Genomic DNA, 23,512 nt, shown 5'->3' with positions numbered 1-23,512 from the left:
TTTTATGAAACGCAAACGCATTTATATCGCTTACACTGGCGGTACTATAGGGATGAAAAAATCGAGCCGTGGTTACATTCCGGCCGAAGGCTTTTTAACTGAGACAGTGGTCAACAACGCTGAATTTAATCGTGATGAAATGCCTTTATTTGATATTCACGAATACTGTCCTCTTATTGATTCGTCTGATATGTCGCCTGCTCATTGGCAACTTATTGCTGATGATATTAAAAGTAAGTATCAACAATACGATGGTTTTGTTGTTCTGCACGGCACTGACACAATGGCGTACACCGCCTCTGCACTTTCGTTCATGTTTGAAAATCTGACTAAGCCTGTGATTGTAACCGGCTCGCAAATTCCGCTTTCACAATTGCGCTCAGACGGACAAGTCAACTTGCTTAACGCAATGTATTTAGCCGCAAACTATCCGATTGCTGAAGTAAGCTTGTTTTTCAATAACCAGCTATTTAGAGGAAATAGAGCAACAAAAGCCCATGCTGACGGTTTTAATGCATTTGCATCGCCTAACCTTGAACCTTTAGCGCTATCTGGTATTAGTATTCAACTTATTAAAGGTCAGCTTAGCCCTTACGTTGAAAACGAGCTGCAAGTAACGCCTATAACGCCTCAACCTATCGGGGTGCTATATTTATACCCAGGTATTAGCCGAGACGTAGTTAAAAGCTTAGTAAACGACAATATTAAAGCCTTGGTCTTACTTAGTTTTGGAGTGGGTAATGCACCTCAAGATCCAGAATTTTTATCGGTGCTAAGTGAAGCAAGTAAGCGCGGAATGGTCATCGTTAATTTAACCCAATGTTTAAAAGGTCATGTAAACATGGGGGGGTATGCAACAGGTAACGCATTATTAAATATTGGTGTTATTAGTGGATATGATATGACGTTAGAAGCCTGTTTAACTAAGTTGCATTACTTATTTAGTCAAAAGCTTGAAATTGAGACTATTCGCCATTTAATGCAAGACAATTTACGTGGTGAATTAAGCAGATAATAACGCACAACTAAAAACAAAAAGGCACGCTAATAAGCGTGCCTTTAAACTTTTAAACAATTGCTTATTATCTAACTTTAGCGTCTATCTCTACTAAATCTGTTAAATGGCACATTTCACCACTGTGGGTTTTAATACCGTGTTCACCAAAGTAATCACGCTGGGCTTGTACTAAATGCCCATTACTTGGTGTAGTTAACGTCGCTAAATAAGTTTGCGATGAGCTAAGCACTGGAAACGCTAAGCCAGACATAATTGCTTGGCCTGTTACCTTACGAAGTGCCGCAGCTTCTTTATCAAGAGAATCAATAAATTCAACGCCTTGCGCTACGCTATCTAAATAATCGGCGCGAATAATACAACCTGCGCGCCAAGTTTGTAATGTTTTAGATAAATCAACTTTCCATTGATGTGTACGCGATGCACCCTTTATAAGCGCTAAACCTTGGCGATAAGCCAATAAGCTTGCAAGCGTAAATGCATCTTTTAGCTCTTCTAAATCAATATCAACGTTGTTGGTTGATTTAGTTGCATATGTCATCTCTTGTGCGGCAGTTGTATCGCATGCATTGGTTAAATGGCGAGCTTGCACAGCAGCAACAAGTGAAGGGACAGCAATACCAAGTTCGAGTGCATTTTGCGCAGTCCAGAGACCGGTCCCTTTGGCGCCAACTTTATTATCAATTAAGTCCGCAAGCGGAACATTTTTTTGATTTTCAAGGGATAAGATATGGCTAGAAATCGAAAGCAGGTAACTATTTAATTGACCTTTTGACCAATCATCAAAAATAGCAGCCACTTCTTTGGGTGAACGGCCTGTGCCTAAACGAAGCAATTGGTACACTTCAGCGATTAATTGCATCAGTGCATATTCAATACCGTTGTGAACCATTTTTACAAAATGACCACTCGCAGACTGGCCTACACGCGCAAAGCATGAGTCGCCATTATAGCTTGCAGCTACTTTTTCAAACCAAGGTTCAATACGTTCCCAACCACCCTCAGAACCACTTGCCATCATTGCAGGGCCATGACGAGCGCCTTCTGCACCACCAGAAATACCCATAGTGGCAAATTCAAATTTATTTTGGTACTTAAGTTTACGCGTTATACCGTCTTTATAATTACTGTTACCACAATCAACAATCATGTCATTGCAATCAACGCCCGCATCCACCAGTTCATTACAAACTGTATCAACTAGCTCACCAGCAGGAACAAGCAGTAAGATTGAACGAGGTACTTCTAAACGCTTTACCATGTCTCTTAAATCAGAAACAATATGCAGTCTATCGGCCATACCTTGCGATTTAGCACAACTTAATAACTCTTCACCCGCATGCGGATTTTTGTCATAAGCGACTAGCGTAATCCCTTTTTCAATCAAGTTTAAAGCAAGATTTTTCCCCATAACGCCTAACCCGACTAATGCAACTTGCATTTAGTGTCCTCCTCGGTAACAACTATTTGGTTAGTGAATGTAAATAATACCGTGTGCATTATACTGATACAGTCATAAAAGACTAATCACATAACTAATACAACATGCTTTTTTAATATAGATAAATAAGCTACGCGATTATATCAAACATCAGTGCTCTCAGGGTGACAAAAAGCAATGCTATTTAAAATTTAAGAACATTGACGCATTCTGACACCGGTGTCATAATGATGACACAATAGTTTTGTATAAAATAGTGGCAATAATACAAACATTGTCCATAACTAAAAATATTTTTACCTTTTTGTATTTGTATTTTAAATAACAAAACAACCGTTAACCCGCTTACATCTTAAGCACACAGGAGAATTTGATGCTAAGACGCACAAAAATAGTCGCTACCCTTGGGCCTGCTACCGATAGAGATAACAATTTAGAAAAAATTATTCGCGCCGGCGCCAACGTTGTACGTTTAAACTTCTCACATGGTATTGCACAAGATCATAAAGACCGTGCGCAAGCTGTACGCGATATTGCAAAAAAATTAGGCAAGCATATTGCCATCCTTGCTGACCTTCAAGGCCCTAAAATCCGCGTTTCTACTTTTAAAGAAGGTAAAGTAACGCTTGCTGTGGGTGCAAAGTTCACTCTTGATGCAAAAATGGAAAAAGGCGAAGGCGATGTTAACTCTGTAGGTATTGATTATAAAGAATTACCTAACGATGTTAGCCCTAACGACTTACTCCTCCTAAATGACGGCCTTATCCAACTAAGTGTTGATGAAGTAGCTGGGCACTTAGTACATTGTACTGTAACTGTTGGCGGTGTTTTATCTAACAATAAAGGTATTAACCGTTTAGGTGGTGGCTTAACTGCTCCAGCATTTACTGAAAAAGATAAAGAAGATTTAATCACGGCAGCTGAAATTGACGTAGATTATATTGCAGTTTCATTCCCTCGTAGTGGTGATGATATGCGCTACGTTCGCTCTCTAGCTGAAGCTGCTGGTTCAAAAGCACAACTACTTGCAAAAATTGAACGTGCTGAAGCCGTTGAAACACAAGAAGCGGTTGATGACATTATCTTAGCGTCTGACGCTGTAATGGTTGCTCGTGGTGATTTAGGTGTTGAAATTGGTGATGCTGCACTAATGGGCAAGCAAAAACTAATTATTCGTCGTGCTCGTTCATTAAACCGTACTGTAGTAACAGCAACGCAAATGATGGAATCGATGATCGATAACCCGATGCCCACTCGTGCAGAAGTTATGGATGTTGCAAATGCTGTTCTTGATGGAACAGATGCTGTAATGCTTTCTGCTGAAACAGCGGCTGGTGATTACCCTGAAGAAACAGTTGCTACAATGGCACGTGTTTGTTTAGGTGCTGAATCTCAAAAAGAAACACACGTTTCTAAACATCGTTTAGATAGTCGCTTTTCTAATAATGCTGAATCAATTGCCCTTTCTGCTATGTATGCAGCAAACCATTTAGATTCTGTTAAAGCAATCATCACACTAACTGAATCTGGCAGTACGGCTAAACTGATGTCGCGTATTAGCTCTGGTTTACCAATCTACTCGCTTTCACGTCATGCAAGTACGTTAGGTCAAACGGCACTTTATCGTGGTGTTTACCCAGTATTTTTTGATTCTACAAAAACTGAAAAAGACGGTATGGTAAAAGCAGCACTTGATACTTTAGTTGCTCAAGGCTCTTTAGAATCTGGCGATACAGTGATCATTACTCACGGTGACTCAATGGAAACCGTGGGCGCAACTAACACAATGAAAATCGTAACTGTTGTATAATTACTAAATATAAAAAATGCGAGCTTAGCTCGCATTTTTTGTGCCTGTAATAAAAGCGTTGGCTTTAACTTGCTAATGCCGCTTTTACTTTATCTCGGTAGCTTCGGCTTACTTTTAGTTCTTGTCCATTTTCAAGCACCAACAAGTACTCACCACTAACTTGTGTAACCAATTTACTAATTTGTTTTGTGTTAACAATGGCACTTCGGTGAACGCGGACAAACAAATGAGGATCTAGCTCTTGCTCTAGCTCTTTCATTGTTTTACGTAAAATATGTGTTTGTCCATCTTGGCAATGTAGGCACATATAATCGCCAGCTGCATCTACCCATTGGATTGTTGCTGCCGGAACGCGAATAATTTCCCCCTGCTCTTTTACGGCTAACGACTCTGGGTAGCGTCTGTCTGTCAATGTATCGCCAGTGGCTAACTTCTTAAGTATTTCTTCGCAATTATTACCTGTAATACCGGCTACAAAACTCGCTAGTTTTTTCTTATGGGCGTTGTCTTGCTGCGTTTTTAAATAGGTATGCACTTTCTCTACCGCCTGTTTTAGTCTGTTATCGTCAACGGGTTTTAAAATGTAATCTAATGCATGAATCTCAAACGCTTTCACTGCAAATTGGTCAAATGCAGTTACAAACACAATCGCAGGTAATACTTTCGTACTTTCGCTAAGTGCTCGTGCGACTTCAAACCCATTCATGCCTGGCATTTGAATATCTAAAAATACCAAATCTATTTTTTCGTTTTTACATGTTTCAATTGCATCAGCACCAGAGCTACATAATTTAATTACTTCAATATCTGTAAATTCTGCAAGCCTTACATCTAAACCTTTACGTGCTAATGGTTCGTCATCAACAATAAGTGTTTTTATTTTTATCATTTCTTCACAGCCTTCTCAAACGGTACTCGCAGATTAACTTTTAATCCACTTGGCGTATTATGTGATAATACAAACGAATAATTATTTTCGTAGAGCGTTTTTAATCTATCTTTTGTGTTTGCGACACCAACCCCTTGGGCATTGACGAGTTGGCCATCTTTTATTTCTGTTCCAGGACCATTATCGCCAACCTCTAACAGTAACTCATTAGCAAACACTTGCGCTTTAATATCAATCACACCGCCTTCTGTTAAGTGTGCAATAGCGTACTTAATTGAATTTTCTATAATAGGTTGCAAAATTAAGCTCGGTAATAATGCTTGCTTAGCTTCTTCGCTTACTTCAACGTTTACTTTTAATCGTTCGTCAAATCGCACACGTTCAATTTCAAGGTATAACATAAGCGCATGAAGCTCTTGCTCTAGCGGAACTTTTTTAATCGGATCAGTATTCAATGTATAACGCAAAAAGTCACTAAGTTTAGAGACCATTAAATTAGCATCTTTATTTTCTTTCACCAAAATCAATGTAGAAATTGCGTTAAGTGTGTTAAACAAAAAATGAGGATTTAGTTGATATCTTAGCATTTTCAATTGCGCTTCATGTGCCATGGTTGTCGCTTTTAACGCCTTTTGCCGTTCACCTTGTAGCAATTGATAATACTTAACGCCAAAGTATAAACCACTCCAACACAGTATAATATAAACTGAATCTAAACCCTGTTGTAAGTAATAAAACCACTCTTCAGGTCTATATCCGTGTCGGTAAATTTCCCATAGATTGAACTTTTGAACCACCGCCCACAAAGTACCGGTGATGTAAGAGGCACCAAATACCACCAATATAAGCACCCAAGGGGAGGCGTTCCATATTGTGCGATAGATATAACGAAGTGGCACTGTCATTAAACAGCCGGCATAAGCATTGAGTAAAATAACAAACACGTAAATATCACGCATTTCAAATACTTTAGAGCCGATGTAATTTACCAGTGCATAACCAATCCAGCCTGCAATTTGCAAAAGCCAAAAAAAGCGTTGTCGGTTATCAACTAACGATTGCCAGTTCAAAATTTACTTTTACTCCACAGTGTTAAAGCCTAATTATATAAAATCAACTTTTCGCTTGGCCTGATATTTTCTTATTTTGATAATAAAAAACAGCGTAAAATTAACTTTTAATAATAATTATATTTACACATTATATCGATTTATAAGAATGTTTAGCACTGCCAACTGTCTTAGTTTTTAAGAGCCTTAACGCAAAGTTCAGCACCGCTGATAATAAAAAAGCGAAAGGCCGTAACCTTTCGCTTTTTTAATGCTATTTATTGAATAAGTAACTATGCAAGCTTGTCTGAAGCAACTTTATAAGTTGGATCTTCAATCACATTCACTTCAACCAAATCGCGAGCTTTATGTAATAACTGAGTACAGTCTTTACTTAAGTGACGCAAGTGAAGTTGCTTACCGGCTTTTGTATATTTTTCAGCAAGCGTATCAATTGCTTCTATTGCACTGTGATCCGATACTCGGCTATGTTTAAATTCAACAATCACATTTTTAGGATCATTTTTTACGTCAAACAACTCAGAAAAGTTTTTAACCGAACCAAAGAATAACGGACCATGTAGCTCGTAGACTTTAGCGCCTTCTTCATCAATGTAGTTAGTTGTATATATTTGTTTAGCATGTTGCCAAGCAAATACAAGTGCTGAGACGATAACACCTACACACACCGCAATTGCTAAATCGGTAATAACCGTGACACCTGATACAAGCACAATTACAAACGCATCCGATAATGGTACACGCTTCATCATTTTAAAGCTTGCCCATTCAAATGTACCCAGTACAACCATAAACATTACACCAACAAGTGCAGCTAATGGGATCATTTCAATTAGGCTTGAGGCAAAAATAATAAAACCAAGTAACATAAGCGCAGCACTTATCCCTGATAAACGAGAGCGCCCACCTGAATTTATATTTATCATAGACTGGCCAATCATTGCACAGCCCCCCATTGCACCAAACATACCACAGGTAATATTTGCAGCGCCTTGACCTATACATTCTTTGTTGCTGTGGCCGCGTGTTTCTGTTATTTCGTCAATTAAACTAAGCGTTAATAACGATTCAATTAACCCAATAGCTGCTAAAATAAGTGCATACGGAAAAATAATTTGCAGTGTTTCAAAGTTAAAAGGCACCATAGGAATATGAAATTCTGGTAAACCGCCGGCTATTGTTGCCGCTTCGTCGCCCGTCATTCCTTTTAAGAAATCAAGCACGGTATGCGCTTCTAAATCAAAACCAATCACTAATCCTGTCACTGTTACTATGGCAACTAATGACGAAGGAACCGCTGTAGTTAGTTTTGGTAAAAAGTGAATTATTGCCATTGTCAATGCCACTAATCCCAGCATGATAAACAATGGACTGCCTGTCATCCACTCTTGCCCGCCCATACCGTCAGGCACTTTAAATTGTCCTAATTGGGCTAAAAATATAACAATAGCTAAGCCGTTTACAAAACCAAGCATTACCGGATGAGGAACCATGCGGATAAACTTACCGAGCTTAAATATCCCCGCTAGTATTTGCAATATCCCCATTAGGAGTACGGTAGCAAATAGGTACTCTACACCATGATCAAGTACTAAACTTACCATAACAACAGCTAAGGCACCGGTTGCACCTGAAATCATACCAGGACGGCCACCAAATATAGCCGTAATTAAACCAACGATAAACGCGGCATATAGACCAACTAAAGGTTCTACATTTGCAACAAAGGCAAACGCAACAGCTTCTGGCACTAGGGCAAGCGCCACAGTTAATCCAGATAGAATATCGTTTTTAGCAGAGCTAGGCGCCCTACTGAGTAAGTTAAACATTGAGTTCCTCAAATGGTGTTATGGGTATAAAAAAAGCGCTAAATTCTAACAAATTAGCGCTCAGTTAACAATTGTCATTATGTGGTTAAGCTAAACTAAAAGAGGTTTAGCTTTTAAAGAAGTGCTTTTATAAAGGAAGAGATGTACTACGTTTTACACATGTCATTGTTACATTAGAATGTACTTCTTGTACGTATTCCAAGCTTAGTAAATTATCGCGTACAAAGTGCTCATAACCTTCTATACCTTGTGAAATTATGCGTAGCATAAAGTCCATTGTTCCGGCCATGGTGTAACACTCTGTTACTTGATCATAACTCATTATAAGTTTTTCAAATTCAGCAAGGTTCTTTTTACCGTGATTTGATAAACGCACATGTGCATATACAAGCATATCAAAGCCAAGTTTTTTCTCATCTAAGAGAGCCACTTTGCTTTTTATATAACCATCTTGCTCTAGCTTGGCAATTCGACGCCAGCATGGAGATTGAGACAAGCCTACTTTATCAGCAATTTCTGCGGTTGATAAACTAGCATCTTGTTGTAAAAGTGCCAATATTTGGCGATCTACGTGATTTAGAGACATTTTATTTCTTATTTATCAAATAAACTGGTTAAATTATACAACCATTTTAAAACTCAGTCTGCTTATTTTTAATTTTTATGCAGTTTGCCAAACTTAAAATAAGTAACTTAACCAAACTTACCACTCACAAAAGGATTTGTTTGTTTTTCAAATCCAACCGTAGTGTCGCCCCCATGCCCTGCCAATATTTTAGTATTATCAGGTAAGGTTAGAATATGCGTCTTAATCGACTCTATAAGTTGTTCGCTGTTCCCCTTAGGGAAATCAGTTCGCCCTACTGAGCCTTTAAAAATAACATCACCTACAATAACGCATTCATAGTCTTGTTGATAAAACACAATATGACCAGGTGTATGCCCCGGACAATGCTTCACTAAAAAGCTAAGTTTACCTACGCTCACGGTGTCGTTATGGTTTAGCCAAATATCCGGATAAAAAGGCTCAATGGGTTTAAACCCGAACATTTGTGCTTGCATAGGTAAGTTTTCAAACCAGAAGTACTCATCTTTTTGTGGGCCAATAATTTGTACGTTAAATTGATTACGTAAAATATCAGCCCCACCCACATGGTCTAAATGCCCGTGCGTTAACCAAATAGCACTTAACTCTAGTTTATGCTCATTAAGGGCTGCTACTATTTTATCAGGGTCACCACCTGGGTCTATGACTACGGCTTGTTTAGTTTCACTACACCAAATAATACGACTATTTTGTGCAAATGCAGTGACGGGTATGGTTATAATTTGCATATTAGATTTCTTTATTTTTTTGATCCGGGATAACAACTTCTTCTTCGAATGACATCAGTATTGGGTACTTTAAATACGCTTGATCATAAAATGGGCTTTGCTCATATAACCAGTTTAATCTCGCTTCAGCGTCGCTTGCGAACAATTTATCTTTAAGCTTTTCATCAAACTTAAGCGCTAGCTTTGGATTATCTTTTAGCATTTGGCGTGCAAACGGAATTAGTGCATAGTTTTCCATATACTCAGTACGCTGGAAAATAGTATTAAATTCCCCCCATGCAAAAAACGAATCGGGTGCTTCAGGATGCAATAAATGCACAGCAAGCTCACCTGCTTTTTGTTGAGTATTGACTTGATACCAACCATCTAAATCTACATTTATAGCGGGGACATAATCGAAACTTGCTGACACTCTAAAACGGCCTTCAAATGGTGCTTTATCAAACGTGTAGTCTGCCACCTTTGCTACTTTTAAAGGCTGTGTGTTTGCCCCTTCAAGTTTATTAATAGAGACACCGTGTAACTTTAGTTTCTTAATAATATTGCGATATACAGGCGGAATAAAAAAAGCTTTAGGTACTTCAACTGTATGTTGTACATCTTTTTGCCAATAAATAGGTAAGTCGATATATGTATGTGCTTTACCTAAATATTTAACTTCTTTTTGGCCCGAGAGTGCATTCATGCTTGATGAATATTCGATACCTTTAAACTGCGCAATCGTGTCAGCATGCTTGGCATAGCCACGCTTTACTATTAACTGTTTAGGAACAAATTCTTGCTCTTTTTTTACTGCATTAGCTAACTCATGACTATGCTTTGATAGCGCAGTAATAGCACCATCTAAAAACACGTAAGTTCCTAATACACGTTGCTTGTAAGGTTTTAATGAATGATTTTCAACTAAAATAGTCGGTAATGACTTTAAATCACCCCAACCATTTGAAAAGCGCGGTGTAGCAACCCACCCCGCTAATCCTTTTTTAAAGTCGCGCTTATCCATAACAAAAATAAGTGGCCCTGGCATGTGCCCTTGCTTAGCGAGCGTATCGTCAATCAGAGGTTTAAAAAACTGGTTTAGTGCATCTGATACCGCAGGCGACTCGCTTGAAAAAACAGGGTTGTAGCCATAAGTCACATCGTATTGATAATCTGCGCCATCGGTAACGTGTACATCAATGTATAAATTTGGGTTGTAGTCGTTAATAACCTTTAAAACACTTCTAACTTCTGGGGTATCTAATTTAGTAAAATCACGATTTAAATTAAGGTTATTAGCATTTGTTCTAAAGCCCATTTTTGCAGGGCCCCGTTGATTAATGCGATTGAATGCACTGCTACGTTCGTGACCATCTACATTTAAAATAGGAATAAATAATATGTTTACCTTTTTTAAAATGTCACGGCGCTTACCCGTCGCTATGTCTCTGAGCAGCATAAACATGGCATCTTTACCGTCTATTTCCCCAGAATGTATTCCTGCCTGAATAAAAATAGTTGGCTTAGTGCTATTAGCCATTTGCCTTGCTTCAAAAAAACCTTGCTCACTGGCAATTAGCATTTTTATTGCACGCTTACTATTACTATAGCCAATAGTTTGAGATTGAAACTGAGTAGGGTTTGCTGCAACGAGCCTATCAACAAATGCCATAGTATCTGCATAATTAGGCGATATCTCACCGTTAGACAACTCAAAATCGGTTGTTAATGGGCCCTGTTTTTGTAAAAGCTCTACACTTTTTCCCTGCCACTCAATGAGTGGAGGTAAATGTGCGTCATACGCCACACTTGCAGATAAAACGAGTAAACTTGCAAACATAAAATTCTCTAACAAACGCCTTAATTATATAAATTATATCAACTAAATTTTTTATAATGAGGAAACTGCGGTGATTCAACAAAAAAAAGCAGCCAATAGCATATGACTCACTTATGTTTGAAATTTAAGGCTTTATTACGCTAACGAACAATCGGTATAAAGTTTTAAAAAAACAACTGGTTCAAACTCTTCTTCATTGTTGAACTGAATCAGAATTTTTAGCGCCGTTAACGCTAGGTTTAATAACAATCTGCTCATATATGGGTCTATTTAACATTAAGAAAATTTCAACGACGTTATAGTCCAATTTAATACCAATTCGCTTAATTAAGTGTTCTGTTTTTAGGTAAGAAAATCGTGTTGATAACAAGGCAAAAAATTCGTTATATAGTTGTTCTATATAAGAAATATTTTAACGCAGTTAACGTCAAATTTAATCCCTTAAATTGATTAGGTATTATTGCGGATTGGTATAATTAGTTAAATTGCTCAAAGATTTATGCAGGTTGGTTTAATCTCCCAACTTGAGCAAATATTATTACGGATAGGTATTTGTAATTGAAATAAAATTACTAAATAGCAGGCACAAAAAAAGGAGCCATAGGCTCCTCTTTAATACTTATACAAAAAAGCTTAAGCGGCTAGGCCTTCTTTTGCTTTTTCTACAAGCGCTGCGAATGCAACTTGGTCGTAAACAGCGATATCTGCAAGGATCTTACGATCGATTTCTACAGAAGTCTTTTTAAGACCATTGATAAAACGGCTGTAAGACAGACCATTTTGACGTGAAGCAGCATTGATACGTGCAATCCATAATTGACGGAAAGTACGTTTCTTCGCACGACGGTCACGGTAAGCGTATTGACCCGCTTTAGTAACAGCCTGGAAAGCTACGCGGTAAACACGTGAACGTGCTCCGTAGTAACCTTTTGCTTGTTTTAAAACTTTTTTGTGACGTGCACGTGCGACAACGCCGCGTTTAACTCTTGCCATTTCTAAAAACCCCTATTAAGCGAACGGTAACATACGTGAAACTAGACCATGGTCATTTTTATGAACCATCATCTTAGGACGTAGGTGTAACTTACGCTTAGAAGTTTTCTTAGTCAGAATATGACGAAGATGCGCTTGTTTACGCTTGAAACCGCCAGAAGCAGTCTTTTTGAAACGCTTAGCAGCGCCACTGTGACTTTTTAGCTTATAAGCCATTGCAATAACTCCAATTGTATTGCTTTTAAATTAGTAAGCAGGCGTGAGATATATTGCTATAGCTCCACTTTTAGGCCTGACTTACTGCCATGTTCCGGTGAAGACCCAACATAAATGCCGCAATCTTACTTTAAAACCGGTTAACTCAGGTGAATATTCGCATATTGCTTGCAGACCTGAGCTAATTTCGGTGCGTATTATCGCTTAAAAATTATTTTTTAGCAACAGGCGCCATCATCATAACCATTTGGCGGCCTTCAACACGATTTGGGAAAGACTCAACTACAGCAAGCTCTTCTAAATCGGTTTTGATACGGTTTAATAATTCTATACCAATTTCTTGGTGAGCCATTTCACGACCACGGAAGCGGATAGTAATCTTAGCTTTATCGCCAGCTTCTAAGAACTTACGTAAGTTGCGAAGCTTAACCTGATAATCACCTTCATCCGTACCTGGACGGAATTTGATTTCTTTTATCTGGATTTGCTTTTGCTTCTTCTTCTGCTCTTTTAGTTCTTTGCTTTTTTCAAAGATGAACTTACCGTAATCCATGATTCTACAAACAGGCGGCTCAGCGTTTGGACTGATCTCAACAAGATCAACACCCGCTGCATCGGCCATAGTTTGCGCGTCTTGTAATGACTGAATTCCAGCTTGTTCGCCTTCAATGTCAATTAAACGAACTTCTTGCGCTGTAATTTCTTCGTTAATACGATTTTTTTGAGCTGTTTGTTGCCCTTTCTTGCCGCCTCTAATAGTACGTTCCTCCAAGAATATCAATAATATAAGCGTGTAATTGGCTGTTTGTTAATGCCTTACACGCTCGGTTTTTACTGTCGATTTTTAATTTCTTCGCTAATTTTAGCTACAAAATCATCAACATTAAATTTGCCAAGGTCTTCACCTGTGCGAGTACGCACTGCTACTTCTTGCTGTTCAACTTCTTTATCGCCAACAACAAGTAAATATGGAATACGCTTCAGTGTATGCTCACGGATTTTAAAGCCAATCTTCTCATTTCTCAAGTCAGCAGCGGCTCTAATTCCAAGTTTATTTAATTTTTGTACAACTTCTTTAACATAAGGAGCCTGTTTATCGGTAATATTCATAATTACCACTTGCTTTGGTGCAAGCCACGTCGGGAATAAACCAGCGTACTCTTCAGTTAAAATGCCAATAAAGCGTTCAATAGAACCTAAAATAGCACGATGTATCATTACAGGTGTACGACGCTCGTTATTTTCTGCTACATAAGTAGCACCTAAACGACCCGGTAATGCAAAGTCTAATTGCACTGTACCACACTGCCACGCTCTGTCTAAACAATCGTACAAAGTAAATTCAATCTTCGGACCGTAAAACGCGCCTTCGCCCGGAAGATAATCAAATTCAATATCGTTTAGCTTAAGTGCATCAGCTAAAGCAAGCTCTGCTTTATCCCACATATGGTCTTCACCAATGCGTTGCTCTGGGCGAGTAGATAGCTTAACTACAATCTTCTCAAATCCGAATGTTTCATATGTATCATAAACCATCTTAATACACGCTGACACTTCGTCCATTATCTGCTCTTCAGTACAGAAAATGTGAGCATCATCTTGTGTAAAGCCACGTACACGCATTAAACCGTGTAGTGCACCTGATGGTTCATTACGGTGACAACAACCAAATTCAGCCATACGAAGTGGTAAATCACGGTACGATTTTAAACCTTGGTTAAAGATTTGCACGTGACCAGGGCAGTTCATTGGTTTAATTGCGTATTCACGTTTTTCAGACTCAGTGGTAAACATTGCTTCTGAATATTTTTCCCAGTGACCTGATTTTTCCCAAAGTGAACGATCCATCATCATTGGACCTTTTACTTCTTCGTACTCATATTCGCGTAATTTTTCACGTACAAATTCTTCAAGCTCGCGGTAAATGCTCCAACCATCGTTGTGCCAAAATACCATGCCTGGTGCTTCTTCTTGCCAATGCCATAAATCAAGCGCTTTACCAATACGACGGTGATCGCGTTTTTCAGCTTCTTCAAGGCGCTTTAAATACGCTTTAAGTTGCTTTTTATCGCCCCACGCGGTGCCGTAAATGCGTTGTAGCATTTTGTTTTCTGAATCACCACGCCAATATGCACCCGCCACTTTCATTATTTTGAAGTTTTGGCAAAATTTCATGTTAGGAACGTGAGGTCCACGACACATGTCTACATATTCTTCGTGATGATATAACCCAGGACGGTCATCTTTAGCGATGTTTTCGTCCAAAATTTCTATTTTGTATGTTTCGCCACGCGCTTCAAATGTATCGCGTGCTTCTTGCCAGCTTACTGTTTTTTTCACTACATCGTAGTTTGTTTTAGCTAGTTGCAGCATACGCTTTTCAATTGCTTCAAGATCATCTTGTGATAATGAGTGTTCCATATCGATATCGTAGTAAAAACCGTTATCAATGGTAGGACCAATTGCCATTTTGGCGTCTGGGAAAAGTTGCTTAACTGCATGACCAATTAAGTGAGCACAAGAGTGACGAATGATTTCAAGGCCGTCATCGTCTTTTGCGGTAATGATCTCAAGGCGAGAATCTTCACAAATTTTATCACATGCATCAACACGGTCGCCATTAACACGACCGGCAATGGTCGCTTTAGCTAAACCAGGACCAATATCGTTTGCAACATCAAGCGTGCTTACAGGGTTTTCAAAACTACGTTGACTTCCGTCTGGAAGAGTAATAACTGGCATTATAAATCCTTACTACAGTGGTGACACCTACAATGTATCACGTGTATTTTTATTAAATTAAATGAGAATGGCTCGACAACGCTTTTACGAATAAGCATTGACTAATTAATGTAGTTGACGAGTCTGTTCAACTACAAAGATATATTGTCGCGTGCCGCGCATTTAATTACAAGTTTAAAGGGGTGAAATCCACCCGTTTTATCCACAAAATGTAGCTTTTAAAGCAAAAAAATCATTTTATTAAAATATAAAAGCATCAATGCATTAATTACGCGCCTACAACTATACTCACACTCGCATTTTAATGTGCGTTGCGTATAATACTGCGTAATTAAGTTATTTTAGAGAATAGACATGAGAACATGTGGTGTAGAAATTACCGGTAGTGATGTACTACTTTGTATTTTAAGTAAAGATAATGACGTATTTGATATTCGCGATGTGCGCCAAACACGCTTTACCTTAGGCAACGGTAACGACACTGAAGTAATGCGTAAATTTCAATTCGATTTTGCAAAACTAATGCAAGATTACCAAATTGATTCTGTTGCAATTCGTGAGCGTCAGCCTAAAGGTAAGTTTGCTGGCAGCGCGAAGGGATTCAAAATGGAAACTGCGATTCAATTAATCGACAATTTAGATGTACGTTTGTTTACCACAACTGAAGTTAAAGAGCAGTTAAAACGCAACCCTATCCCTATTGATTTTGAAGAAACAGGCCTTAAAAAGTACCAAGAAAATGCTTTTGTAAACGCTTACGTTTACATCATGAAAAAAACATACCGCAGCGACGAAATGTAAACTCATTACTCTTTTAAAAACGCGTACTTACAATGTAAGACGCGTTTTTTCATGTCTAAAAAGTAGTATTAGCTTTTATTAATCTAATAAGACATTAGTCTAACCGCACTTCTCTTTGTCGACAATATGTGTTTATTTTAACTTTGTAGTTTAATAACTCACACACATTTCCATGGAGAGAGCAATGCACACACACACTATTGCGGTAAAAGAAGTAGAACAAATAAATCACTTGCCGTTATCCCAAAGCTATTTTAAAGGTATACAAAGCACACCTTTAACAAATTCAACTATAGGCGAGTACTTTGACTTTATTGTCGACAAAAATCCAGAGGCGTTAGCTGTTGTAGTTCACCATCAGGGTATTCGCTTAACGTATAAAGAATTTAAAAAAGAAGTTAATCAGCTTGCTATGGGGTTACTGGCACTTGGCGTAAAACCAGGTGAGCGTGTTGGTATTTGGTCTCCTAATAATATTGAGTGGTGCTTAACCCAATTTGCAACGGCAAAAATTGGCGCAATCATGGTGTGCATCAACCCGGCATATCGGCCTAACGAATTACAATATGCTTTAAATAGTGTTGAATGCTCTACTCTAATCACAGCAACAAACTTTAAAGGCAGTGATTACTTAGAAATGCTTAATAGTTTGGCTCCAGAACTTACAACTTGCGATAAAGACACACTTAATTTAAAAGCACTGCCCACTCTTAAAAATATAATTCGCATTGGCAATGAAACATCTCCTGGTATGCACTCTTTTAATGATGTTATTAACTTGCCAACAGCAGCACATGAGCTTGAATTAAAAGCAATAGGTGCAAACTTAAATGCTGAGCAAGACATCAATATACAATTTACATCAGGCACAACAGGCAACCCAAAAGGTGCAACGCTCACGCATAAAAACATTTTAAATAATGCGCTATTCGTCGCCGAATCTATGCATTTTACGAGCGATGACAAGTTATGTATCCCTATCCCGTTATATCATTGCTTTGCAATGGTATTGGGTAGCTTATTGTGTGTTAGTAAAGGTGCAGCAGCCATTTACCCAAGTGATTCGTTCGATGCAAAAACGACGCTTGATGTAGTTCAACAAGAAGGATGTACAGCGCTGCACGGTGTACCTACTATGTTTATTAGTGAGCTTGAGCTGAGTAATTTTAACGATTATGACCTAAGTACTTTACGCACGGGTGTAATGGCAGGCTCTACATGCCCAGAGCAAGTAATGCGAAAAGTACAAACACAAATGAACATGCATCAAGTACTGATTGCTTACGGGCAAACAGAGTGCAGCCCCATAAACAACATTACCGAAACAGACTCTTCAATAGAGCGGCAAGTAACGACAGTTGGCCGCGCCCTTGCCCATACCGAGGTTAAAATAATTGACGAGTTGGGTAACATTCAAAAAATTGGTCAACCTGGCGAAGTGTGTAGTAAAGGTGCAGGCATAATGCGCTGCTATTGGAATGACGATGCTAAAACAAAAGCCACAATAGATGAAAGTGGTTGGCTACACTCTGGCGATTTAGGTGTCATGGATACAGAAGGGTTTGTCACGATTGTTGGGCGTATAAAAGATATGATTATTCGCGGCGGCGAAAACATTTACCCTCGAGAAATAGAAGAAGTACTTTACACCTACCCGGGCATTCAAGATGCTGCCATATTTGGTATAACAGATGAAAGGTATGGCGAGGAAGTGTGCGCTTGGATCCAACCAAAAGAAGACGCTGCACTTGATGAGCAAGCAATTCGTGACTTTTTAAAAGACAAACTAGCCTATTTTAAAATGCCACGACATATCCGTTTTGTAGAAAACTACCCAATGACGGTAACAGGTAAATTGCAAAAATTTAAAATGCGTGAGCAAATGCAAGATGAGCTAAGCGACAACGCTTTTTCCTAGTTTCGTCTTTAAGTAACTGAGGCTCTGGATAGGGAATTTATCTCAGAGCTATGTTCAAAGCTAGCAGCGTTAAATTTACGTATATTAGAACTAATACTAAAAAGCACAGCCAATTGGCTGTGCTTTTTATGTACTGAATTTATTATAAATTCAACATTCTCTTTTTTAAACGTTCTAAATCAATCGCACTCGAGCGCACTGTTAATTTAATATGGCTGTATTCATATTCTTCTTTAACAACACTCATACTCGATCGGATTTCGCCCACGATACCTTTGGCTGTGTACGGTATAACAATCTCTTCTTCAATCATGTCCTCTTGAGCAATGCCAATAATGTATTTGTGCAATTTACTAATATCATCTGGATTACGCGTAGAGGTCATCATCGCATCAGGAAATTCATCCATTAGCGACTGCTGCTGTTCAGTACTTAATTGGTCTGACTTATTCAGTACTAATAATTTTTTGCTGCCTTCCACCCCAACTTCTGCCAGTACTTTATGTACTACTTCAAGTTGTGAGCGAAAAGAAGGATCTGAAGCATCTACAACATACAACAATAACGACGCATCATGTGCTTCAGCGAGCGTTGAATGAAATGAAGCCACCAAATCGTGAGGTAACTTTTTAATAAAACCAACTGTATCTGAAACCAATATACGAGGCTGGGTAATGGGATATAACGCACGAACTGTAGTATCTAGCGTAGCAAAAAGCTTGTTTTCGCCCTCTACATCACTGCCTGTAATAGCACGCATCATTGATGACTTGCCTGCATTGGTATAACCAATTAAAGCCACTGAAAATAGCTCAGAGCGCTGCGTACGTCTGTCCATCATTACATCTTGAACACTAACAAGTTCGCGCTTTAATTCTGCTAACTGATCGCGCACCTTACGGCGATTAAGCTCAAGTGTGGTTTCACCCGCACCTTTACCCATTTGGCGTTCTTTATCACCTGTTGATGTTTCACGCAGTCGTGGCGCTACATAATTAAGGCGAGCAATTTCAACTTGTAATTTTGCAGTTTTAGTACGCGCATGACGACTAAATATTTCAATGATAATACCGGTGCGATCAAATACTTCTACACCTAATTGGTTCTCAACATTACGCAGTTGAGAGGGCGTTAAATCGCAGTCAAATACCACTACATCGGCACATGCAAAATCTAAATCGTCTGATGGAATTTCTGACGATATTTCGGGTAAAGGGTCTTCATCAAGTAAACCATCTTCTTGCTCGTCTTCAACCATCCCTTTATTGCCGGTAAGGTGAGCTATTTCAGCTAGTTTACCTGAGCCCAGTACATTAACTTTTTGAGTTGAGCTTTGCTTTTGCGATTGCGTACCTACTACTTTAAATCCTAACGTAGTCACCAAACGCGCAAGCTCTGCAAGCGACTCTGTTGCTTCGTCACCTTTAAATTGTGGTGTGCTAATAGAAATAAGTAACGCATTAGGAAGTGATGGTTTTGCAGTTAGTTGCATAATTTTTTATATGTTAATGCACCTAAAGTGCAAACCTAATTTTCATTCGAAAGTAAGCTGATCCTACGCTGTTATGGCCGAGCTTTACAGCGTTATAGCTTACGAATGCAATTATTATCTTCATTTTGCCAAAATTAGAGTAAATCTATGAACTATTTATACGGGGGCATTATAATTTTTACACGCAAGTAAACCAATAAGTAACTTGGTGTTGTTATAAATGTATTTAATTATTAAGTGTTGGGGTTTACCATTGATAATAGGCTTTATGTAGCATTGCGCATACACAAGCCCATTAACTAAAAACTAATTAGTTTTTAACTAATTAGCTAAAATCAATTACTCAGCAGACTCTTCTGGACGATGCTGCTTTTGTACACCGGTTAAAAACAAGCGTAATATTTGATCGTTACAAACACGGTAATGTTTGTTATCTACTTTACGAGAAAAAGCGCTTAACTCATGTTTACTTAAGTCAAAATCAACAAGTGCAAGTGTTGCTATAACATCTTCTGCTTTCATGTTTAAAGCAATACGTAGCTTCATAAAGATAATATTGTTGTTTAGCTTTTTCTCAGGTTCTGGTTGCTCACCTTCGCGTTTGCCACGTTGGGTATTAATAAACCCATTTAAAAAGCTAGCAAACTCAGTATCACTTATTGGGGTAAAAGCCTCTTCACCTTCTTTAGTTAACCATGCAATTACTTGCTCTTTGGTGACCGTATGCTCTGCTGATGCAAAAACATTGACCATAGCAGTATCAGTTAAGTTAAAAGTGTAGCGAATGCGGCGTAAAATATCGTTATTAGTCAAAGTAAATCCCAAAGTGAGGTATAGCAACCAAGCAGTTATTGCTTAATTTTAAATAAGCGCCTAGTTTAACAGGTTTACTAATACCACCCTATTAATTTTTATCTGAGCTTCTTATACCTAGTTACCAAGCACCTTGGCAGGATCTACGCGCGTTGCTTGCCATGCAGGATAAATAGTGGCAAGTATCGCAAGCACAAACGTAACAATCACTGTAATACCAATGTCTTCAAGTACTAATTTACTTGGTAAAAACTCTATAAAATAAACGCCCTCAAGTGGATTGGCTCCAAATAATTGGCTTATCCACGTAAAAAGCTCACTTATATTAAGCGCTAATACCACACCAATTAGTGTTCCTAGTGCCACGCCTACAAATGCTTGCATTAAGCCTTGCATTACAAAGGTGGCTAAAATAGTACTGTCTTTCGCGCCCATGGTTTTTAAAATCGCGATATTGCCTTGTTTTTCGCGTACTTCCATCACTAAGGACGATACAATATTAAAACTGGCTACCGCTATAATTAAAAACACCACAATATAAACAATGGTACGTACCATTTGAATATCTTGATAAAGGCTGCCTTGGGTTCTAAACCAACTGGAAACATACACGTAGTCGTCAATAGTTTGGCCCACTTTTAGCGCTATTTGGTGCGCCGAAAACACATCATCAACACTTAAGCGCAGCCCTGTTACTTGAGTTTCATCGTAACCCAATGTTTGCTGCGCTTTATTAAGATGTATAAACGCAGCGGTGCTATCAATCGGGCCGCCCATTTCTATAACACCTGCAAGGTTAAGTGTTACGCGTTTAGGCGCTAATAATGATTGACCTTTTTGACTAATTTGCGGAATAAGTAATGTAATATTATCGCCTATTTTGGCGTCTAACTGTTTTACTATTTGCTTACCTAAAACTACATCGTCAAGGCCTAACTGACTCACTAATTTACCACTGGTAAACTGGTTTACCGCCGATACATTACTCTCGAGCGATGGCTCAACACCTCGAATTTCTATCGCTTTTAGCTGGCTTTTATATTGCGCCATCCCGTTCACTGCAATAAATGGCGCAACCCCTGTTACATGCGGTTGTGTTTGTAAATCCTCAACCTTTTGCGACCAATTCGCGATGGGTCTACTTGGTGCTACATATTCAACCTGCGGCACAACACTTAGTAATCTATGTACTAGTTGCTGCTCAAAACCATTAATTACCGACAGCGCCACAATTAAAACCGCGACACCTAATAAAATACCAATAGTCGACGCTTTAGCGATAAAACTAACAAAGCCGTTTTTTTCATCTTTGTGGCCTGAATAGGCTCTAAAACGTTTACTTAAAAATGCACTAAGCAACATGCTGCGACTCTTTAATAGCTAGTTTTCCATCGTCTAAATAAGCTATTTTGCCTAGCTTATCGGCAAGTTCTAAATCGTGTGTAACTACCACAAAACTGGTGTTTAAGCTTTGGTTAAGCTCATTAATTAAATCGTAAATTTTAATCGCATTTTGTTTATCTAAATTACCGGTTGGTTCATCAGCAAGCACAAGCGCAGGTTTTGTAACCAATGCACGGGCAATAGCCACGCGTTGGCGCTCTCCACCAGAAAGCGCAGACGGTTTATGCGAGCTGCGATGTGCAAGGCCTACTTTTTCGAGCATATCGAGCGCTTGAGCTTTGGCTTCTTTTGCACTCAAGCCTTTAATTAATAATGGCATAGCCACGTTTTCAACTGCGCTAAACTCCATTAATAAGTGATGAAATTGATAGATAAAGCCCAAATTTTGGTTTCTAAATGCGGCTTGCTCTGTTCGCGAAAGTTTTGCAACTTCTTGGTTTTTAATTTTAGCGGTACCTGAGCTTGCGGTATCTAATGTGCCAAGTATGTGTAAAAGCGTACTTTTACCAGAGCCAGAACTCCCTACAATAGCGAGCATTTCACCTTGCTGCAGCGCTAAATCAACACCTTTTAATACTTCAACTTGGTTGCTGCCATCTTGATAAACCTTACTTAAATTTTCACAACTAATTACTAAATCATTCATAACGTAATACCTCTGCTGGTTTTACTTTTGCGGCTTTACGCGCAGGATATAAGGTAGCTAAAAAGCTCATAGCAATACTGGCAAACGCTATTATTACTAAACTCAAAATATCAAATTTTACCGGAAGCTCTATACCCGCCAGTAAGTTTAAGCCCACTAATGCAAGTAGCTCATTTATATATAAACTAAATATTACACCTAAAAATGCGCCTATTGCGGTACCAATTACGCCGTTATATAAGCCTTGCACCATAAACACTTTTTGCACTTGCGAAGGTGTTAAACCTAACGTTTGCAGTATGGCTACTTCACCTTGTTTTTCGCTTACCATCATGGTTAATGCCGATACAATATTAAATACAGCCACCAATACAATGAGGGCAAGCAACATAGACATAATGCGCTTTTCCATAGCCACGGCTGCAAATAGAGTACCTTGGGTACTGCGCCAATCACTGTAATTGTGATCTTTTAAAATACGTTGGCTTGCTTCAATAAATTCATCTAGTTCGAAAGGTTCGTGCAATGAAACACTTAAATTTGGGGTGGTGTTTTTATCCAGCTTTAACACCCGCTGTAGTGAAGCGCCACTCGTAAACGCAAGTGCCATATCTATCTCAGATCCGGTTTCGTATATTGCGGCAACTTTAAATAAACGCTGGCTGGGTACTCGCCCAAGAGGTGTATATGTTGAAGCATTAGGCATAATAACGCGAAGCTTATCACCCACGCTAACGCCTAATTTACGACTCAAATAACGGCTTATAGCAATGTTGTAATTTTTGTTTAATACAGTTTTCCAATCGCCTTGCACTATTTTATCGGTAATTTTATACAAAGAACCGCTGTCTTTATAAAGGCCTTGTAGTAAAACGCCGTGCAAGTCTTTATTTGTTTGCAAAATAGCTTCGCCGTGGCGATATAAGCTTACATGATCAACATAAGGAGATTGTTCGAGGTCGGTTTTAAGAGTGCCCATTTGAGTGGCAGTGTTTTTACCTGCGCTAACTTCAACATGCGGAATAAGTCCAAGCATATTGGTTTTTAGGCTATTTTCAAACCCATTCATTACACTGCTTACCGTAAATAATGCCATTAAACCAATAGCGATACCGGCAATAGAAAAAAACGAAATAAACGATATAAACGCATTTCCTTTAGATGAGCGACTATATCTAAGCCCTATAAATAAGCTAACCGGTTGAAACATATTATTTTTAACACTTATCGTAAAAGTATTGAGCAATAGTAGCACGAAAAAAGTGCCTTTGGGTATGGC

General features: G+C 38.7%; 20 protein-coding genes. 4 read left to right on the top strand and 16 right to left on the bottom strand.

Features of this window, described 5'->3' with window-relative positions:
• The first annotated feature begins 4 nt into the window (after positions 1-4).
• Complete coding sequence (gene ansA / locus AOR04_RS08130; RefSeq protein WP_007378053.1) at positions 5-1,015, top strand: asparaginase; 1,011 nt, start codon at positions 5-7, stop codon at positions 1,013-1,015.
• A gap of 67 nt (positions 1,016-1,082) precedes the next feature.
• On the opposite strand, the gene gndA is transcribed toward ansA, so the two are convergent.
• Positions 1,083-2,456, bottom strand: a complete 1,374-nt coding sequence (gndA, locus tag AOR04_RS08125; protein ID WP_007378052.1) for an NADP-dependent phosphogluconate dehydrogenase — start codon at positions 2,454-2,456, stop codon at positions 1,083-1,085.
• Between the two features lie 373 nt (positions 2,457-2,829).
• Between gndA and pyk the strand changes: the two genes are divergently transcribed.
• Positions 2,830-4,266: a pyruvate kinase gene (pyk, locus tag AOR04_RS08120; RefSeq protein ID WP_007378051.1), complete on the top strand. Its 1,437-nt coding sequence runs from the start codon at positions 2,830-2,832 to the stop codon at positions 4,264-4,266.
• Between the two features lie 64 nt (positions 4,267-4,330).
• Here pyk and AOR04_RS08115 read toward each other — a convergent pair whose 3' ends face one another.
• From AOR04_RS08115 to thrS, 10 genes are all read right to left on the bottom strand, one after another.
• Positions 4,331-5,155, bottom strand: a complete 825-nt coding sequence (locus tag AOR04_RS08115) for a LytR/AlgR family response regulator transcription factor (RefSeq protein ID WP_007379105.1) — start codon at positions 5,153-5,155, stop codon at positions 4,331-4,333.
• Complete coding sequence (locus tag AOR04_RS08110; protein WP_033029398.1) at positions 5,152-6,225, bottom strand: sensor histidine kinase; 1,074 nt, start codon at positions 6,223-6,225, stop codon at positions 5,152-5,154. Before AOR04_RS08110 ends, AOR04_RS08115 begins: the two co-directional genes overlap by 4 nt.
• A gap of 272 nt (positions 6,226-6,497) precedes the next feature.
• Positions 6,498-8,054 (bottom strand): SulP family inorganic anion transporter, encoded by a 1,557-nt coding sequence (locus AOR04_RS08105; RefSeq protein ID WP_008133998.1) that lies wholly within the window; start codon positions 8,052-8,054, stop codon positions 6,498-6,500.
• Positions 8,055-8,181: 127 nt separating this feature from the next.
• Positions 8,182-8,640: an Lrp/AsnC family transcriptional regulator gene (locus tag AOR04_RS08100; RefSeq protein ID WP_007375323.1), complete on the bottom strand. Its 459-nt coding sequence runs from the start codon at positions 8,638-8,640 to the stop codon at positions 8,182-8,184.
• 107 nt (positions 8,641-8,747) lie between these two features.
• On the bottom strand, positions 8,748-9,389 hold the full coding sequence (locus tag AOR04_RS08095; protein WP_096793003.1) for an MBL fold metallo-hydrolase: 642 nt from the start codon (positions 9,387-9,389) through the stop codon (positions 8,748-8,750).
• Between the two features lies 1 nt (position 9,390).
• The gene (locus tag AOR04_RS08090; RefSeq protein ID WP_096793002.1) at positions 9,391-11,208 is read right to left on the bottom strand and encodes a M14 family metallopeptidase; all 1,818 of its coding nucleotides are present in this window, start codon (positions 11,206-11,208) and stop codon (positions 9,391-9,393) included.
• A gap of 633 nt (positions 11,209-11,841) precedes the next feature.
• Positions 11,842-12,201 (bottom strand): 50S ribosomal protein L20, encoded by a 360-nt coding sequence (gene rplT, locus AOR04_RS08085; RefSeq protein WP_002960711.1) that lies wholly within the window; start codon positions 12,199-12,201, stop codon positions 11,842-11,844.
• Positions 12,202-12,216: 15 nt separating this feature from the next.
• Entirely contained in the window at positions 12,217-12,417 is a 201-nt protein-coding gene (gene rpmI, locus AOR04_RS08080) for a 50S ribosomal protein L35 (protein WP_002960713.1), read from the bottom strand.
• 211 nt (positions 12,418-12,628) lie between these two features.
• Positions 12,629-13,189 (bottom strand): translation initiation factor IF-3, encoded by a 561-nt coding sequence (infC, locus tag AOR04_RS08075; protein ID WP_007375325.1) that lies wholly within the window; start codon positions 13,187-13,189, stop codon positions 12,629-12,631.
• Positions 13,190-13,248: 59 nt separating this feature from the next.
• On the bottom strand, positions 13,249-15,159 hold the full coding sequence (gene thrS, locus AOR04_RS08070; protein ID WP_024606251.1) for a threonine--tRNA ligase: 1,911 nt from the start codon (positions 15,157-15,159) through the stop codon (positions 13,249-13,251).
• Between the two features lie 354 nt (positions 15,160-15,513).
• Here thrS and AOR04_RS08065 point away from each other — a divergent pair, with 354 nt between their 5' ends.
• Both AOR04_RS08065 and AOR04_RS08060 read left to right on the top strand, forming a co-directional pair.
• Positions 15,514-15,960, top strand: coding sequence for a DUF3010 family protein (locus AOR04_RS08065; protein ID WP_002960715.1), 447 nt, complete (start codon positions 15,514-15,516; stop codon positions 15,958-15,960).
• Positions 15,961-16,144: 184 nt separating this feature from the next.
• Positions 16,145-17,878 carry an AMP-binding protein gene (locus AOR04_RS08060; protein WP_096793001.1) on the top strand — a complete coding sequence of 578 codons (1,734 nt, stop codon included), beginning with the start codon at positions 16,145-16,147 and terminating at the stop codon, positions 17,876-17,878.
• Between the two features lie 142 nt (positions 17,879-18,020).
• Here the strand turns inward: AOR04_RS08060 and hflX are convergent, their stop codons facing one another.
• The 5 genes from hflX to AOR04_RS08035 all read right to left on the bottom strand — a co-directional run bounded on the left by hflX (position 18,021) and on the right by AOR04_RS08035 (position 23,443).
• A complete protein-coding gene (hflX, locus tag AOR04_RS08055) occupies positions 18,021-19,370 on the bottom strand; it encodes a GTPase HflX (protein WP_096793000.1) in 1,350 nt (449 codons plus the stop codon).
• 339 nt (positions 19,371-19,709) lie between these two features.
• Positions 19,710-20,183 carry a DUF1456 family protein gene (locus AOR04_RS08050; RefSeq protein WP_002960721.1) on the bottom strand — a complete coding sequence of 158 codons (474 nt, stop codon included), beginning with the start codon at positions 20,181-20,183 and terminating at the stop codon, positions 19,710-19,712.
• 117 nt (positions 20,184-20,300) lie between these two features.
• Positions 20,301-21,545, bottom strand: a complete 1,245-nt coding sequence (locus AOR04_RS08045; RefSeq protein ID WP_096792999.1) for a lipoprotein-releasing ABC transporter permease subunit — start codon at positions 21,543-21,545, stop codon at positions 20,301-20,303.
• A complete protein-coding gene (lolD, locus tag AOR04_RS08040; RefSeq protein WP_096792998.1) occupies positions 21,535-22,233 on the bottom strand; it encodes a lipoprotein-releasing ABC transporter ATP-binding protein LolD in 699 nt (232 codons plus the stop codon). Before lolD ends, AOR04_RS08045 begins: the two co-directional genes overlap by 11 nt.
• On the bottom strand, positions 22,226-23,443 hold the full coding sequence (locus AOR04_RS08035; protein WP_096794104.1) for a lipoprotein-releasing ABC transporter permease subunit: 1,218 nt from the start codon (positions 23,441-23,443) through the stop codon (positions 22,226-22,228). The genes lolD and AOR04_RS08035 overlap by 8 nt, the downstream gene beginning before the upstream one ends.
• Between the last annotated feature and the right edge of the window lie 69 nt (positions 23,444-23,512).

It is taken from the genome of Pseudoalteromonas sp. 1_2015MBL_MicDiv, assembly GCF_002407505.1.
Lineage (GTDB): Bacteria > Pseudomonadota > Gammaproteobacteria > Enterobacterales > Alteromonadaceae > Pseudoalteromonas > Pseudoalteromonas fuliginea.
The sequence above is the reverse complement of the archived record's forward strand: the minus strand, read 5'-3'. Positions and strand labels throughout refer to the sequence as shown.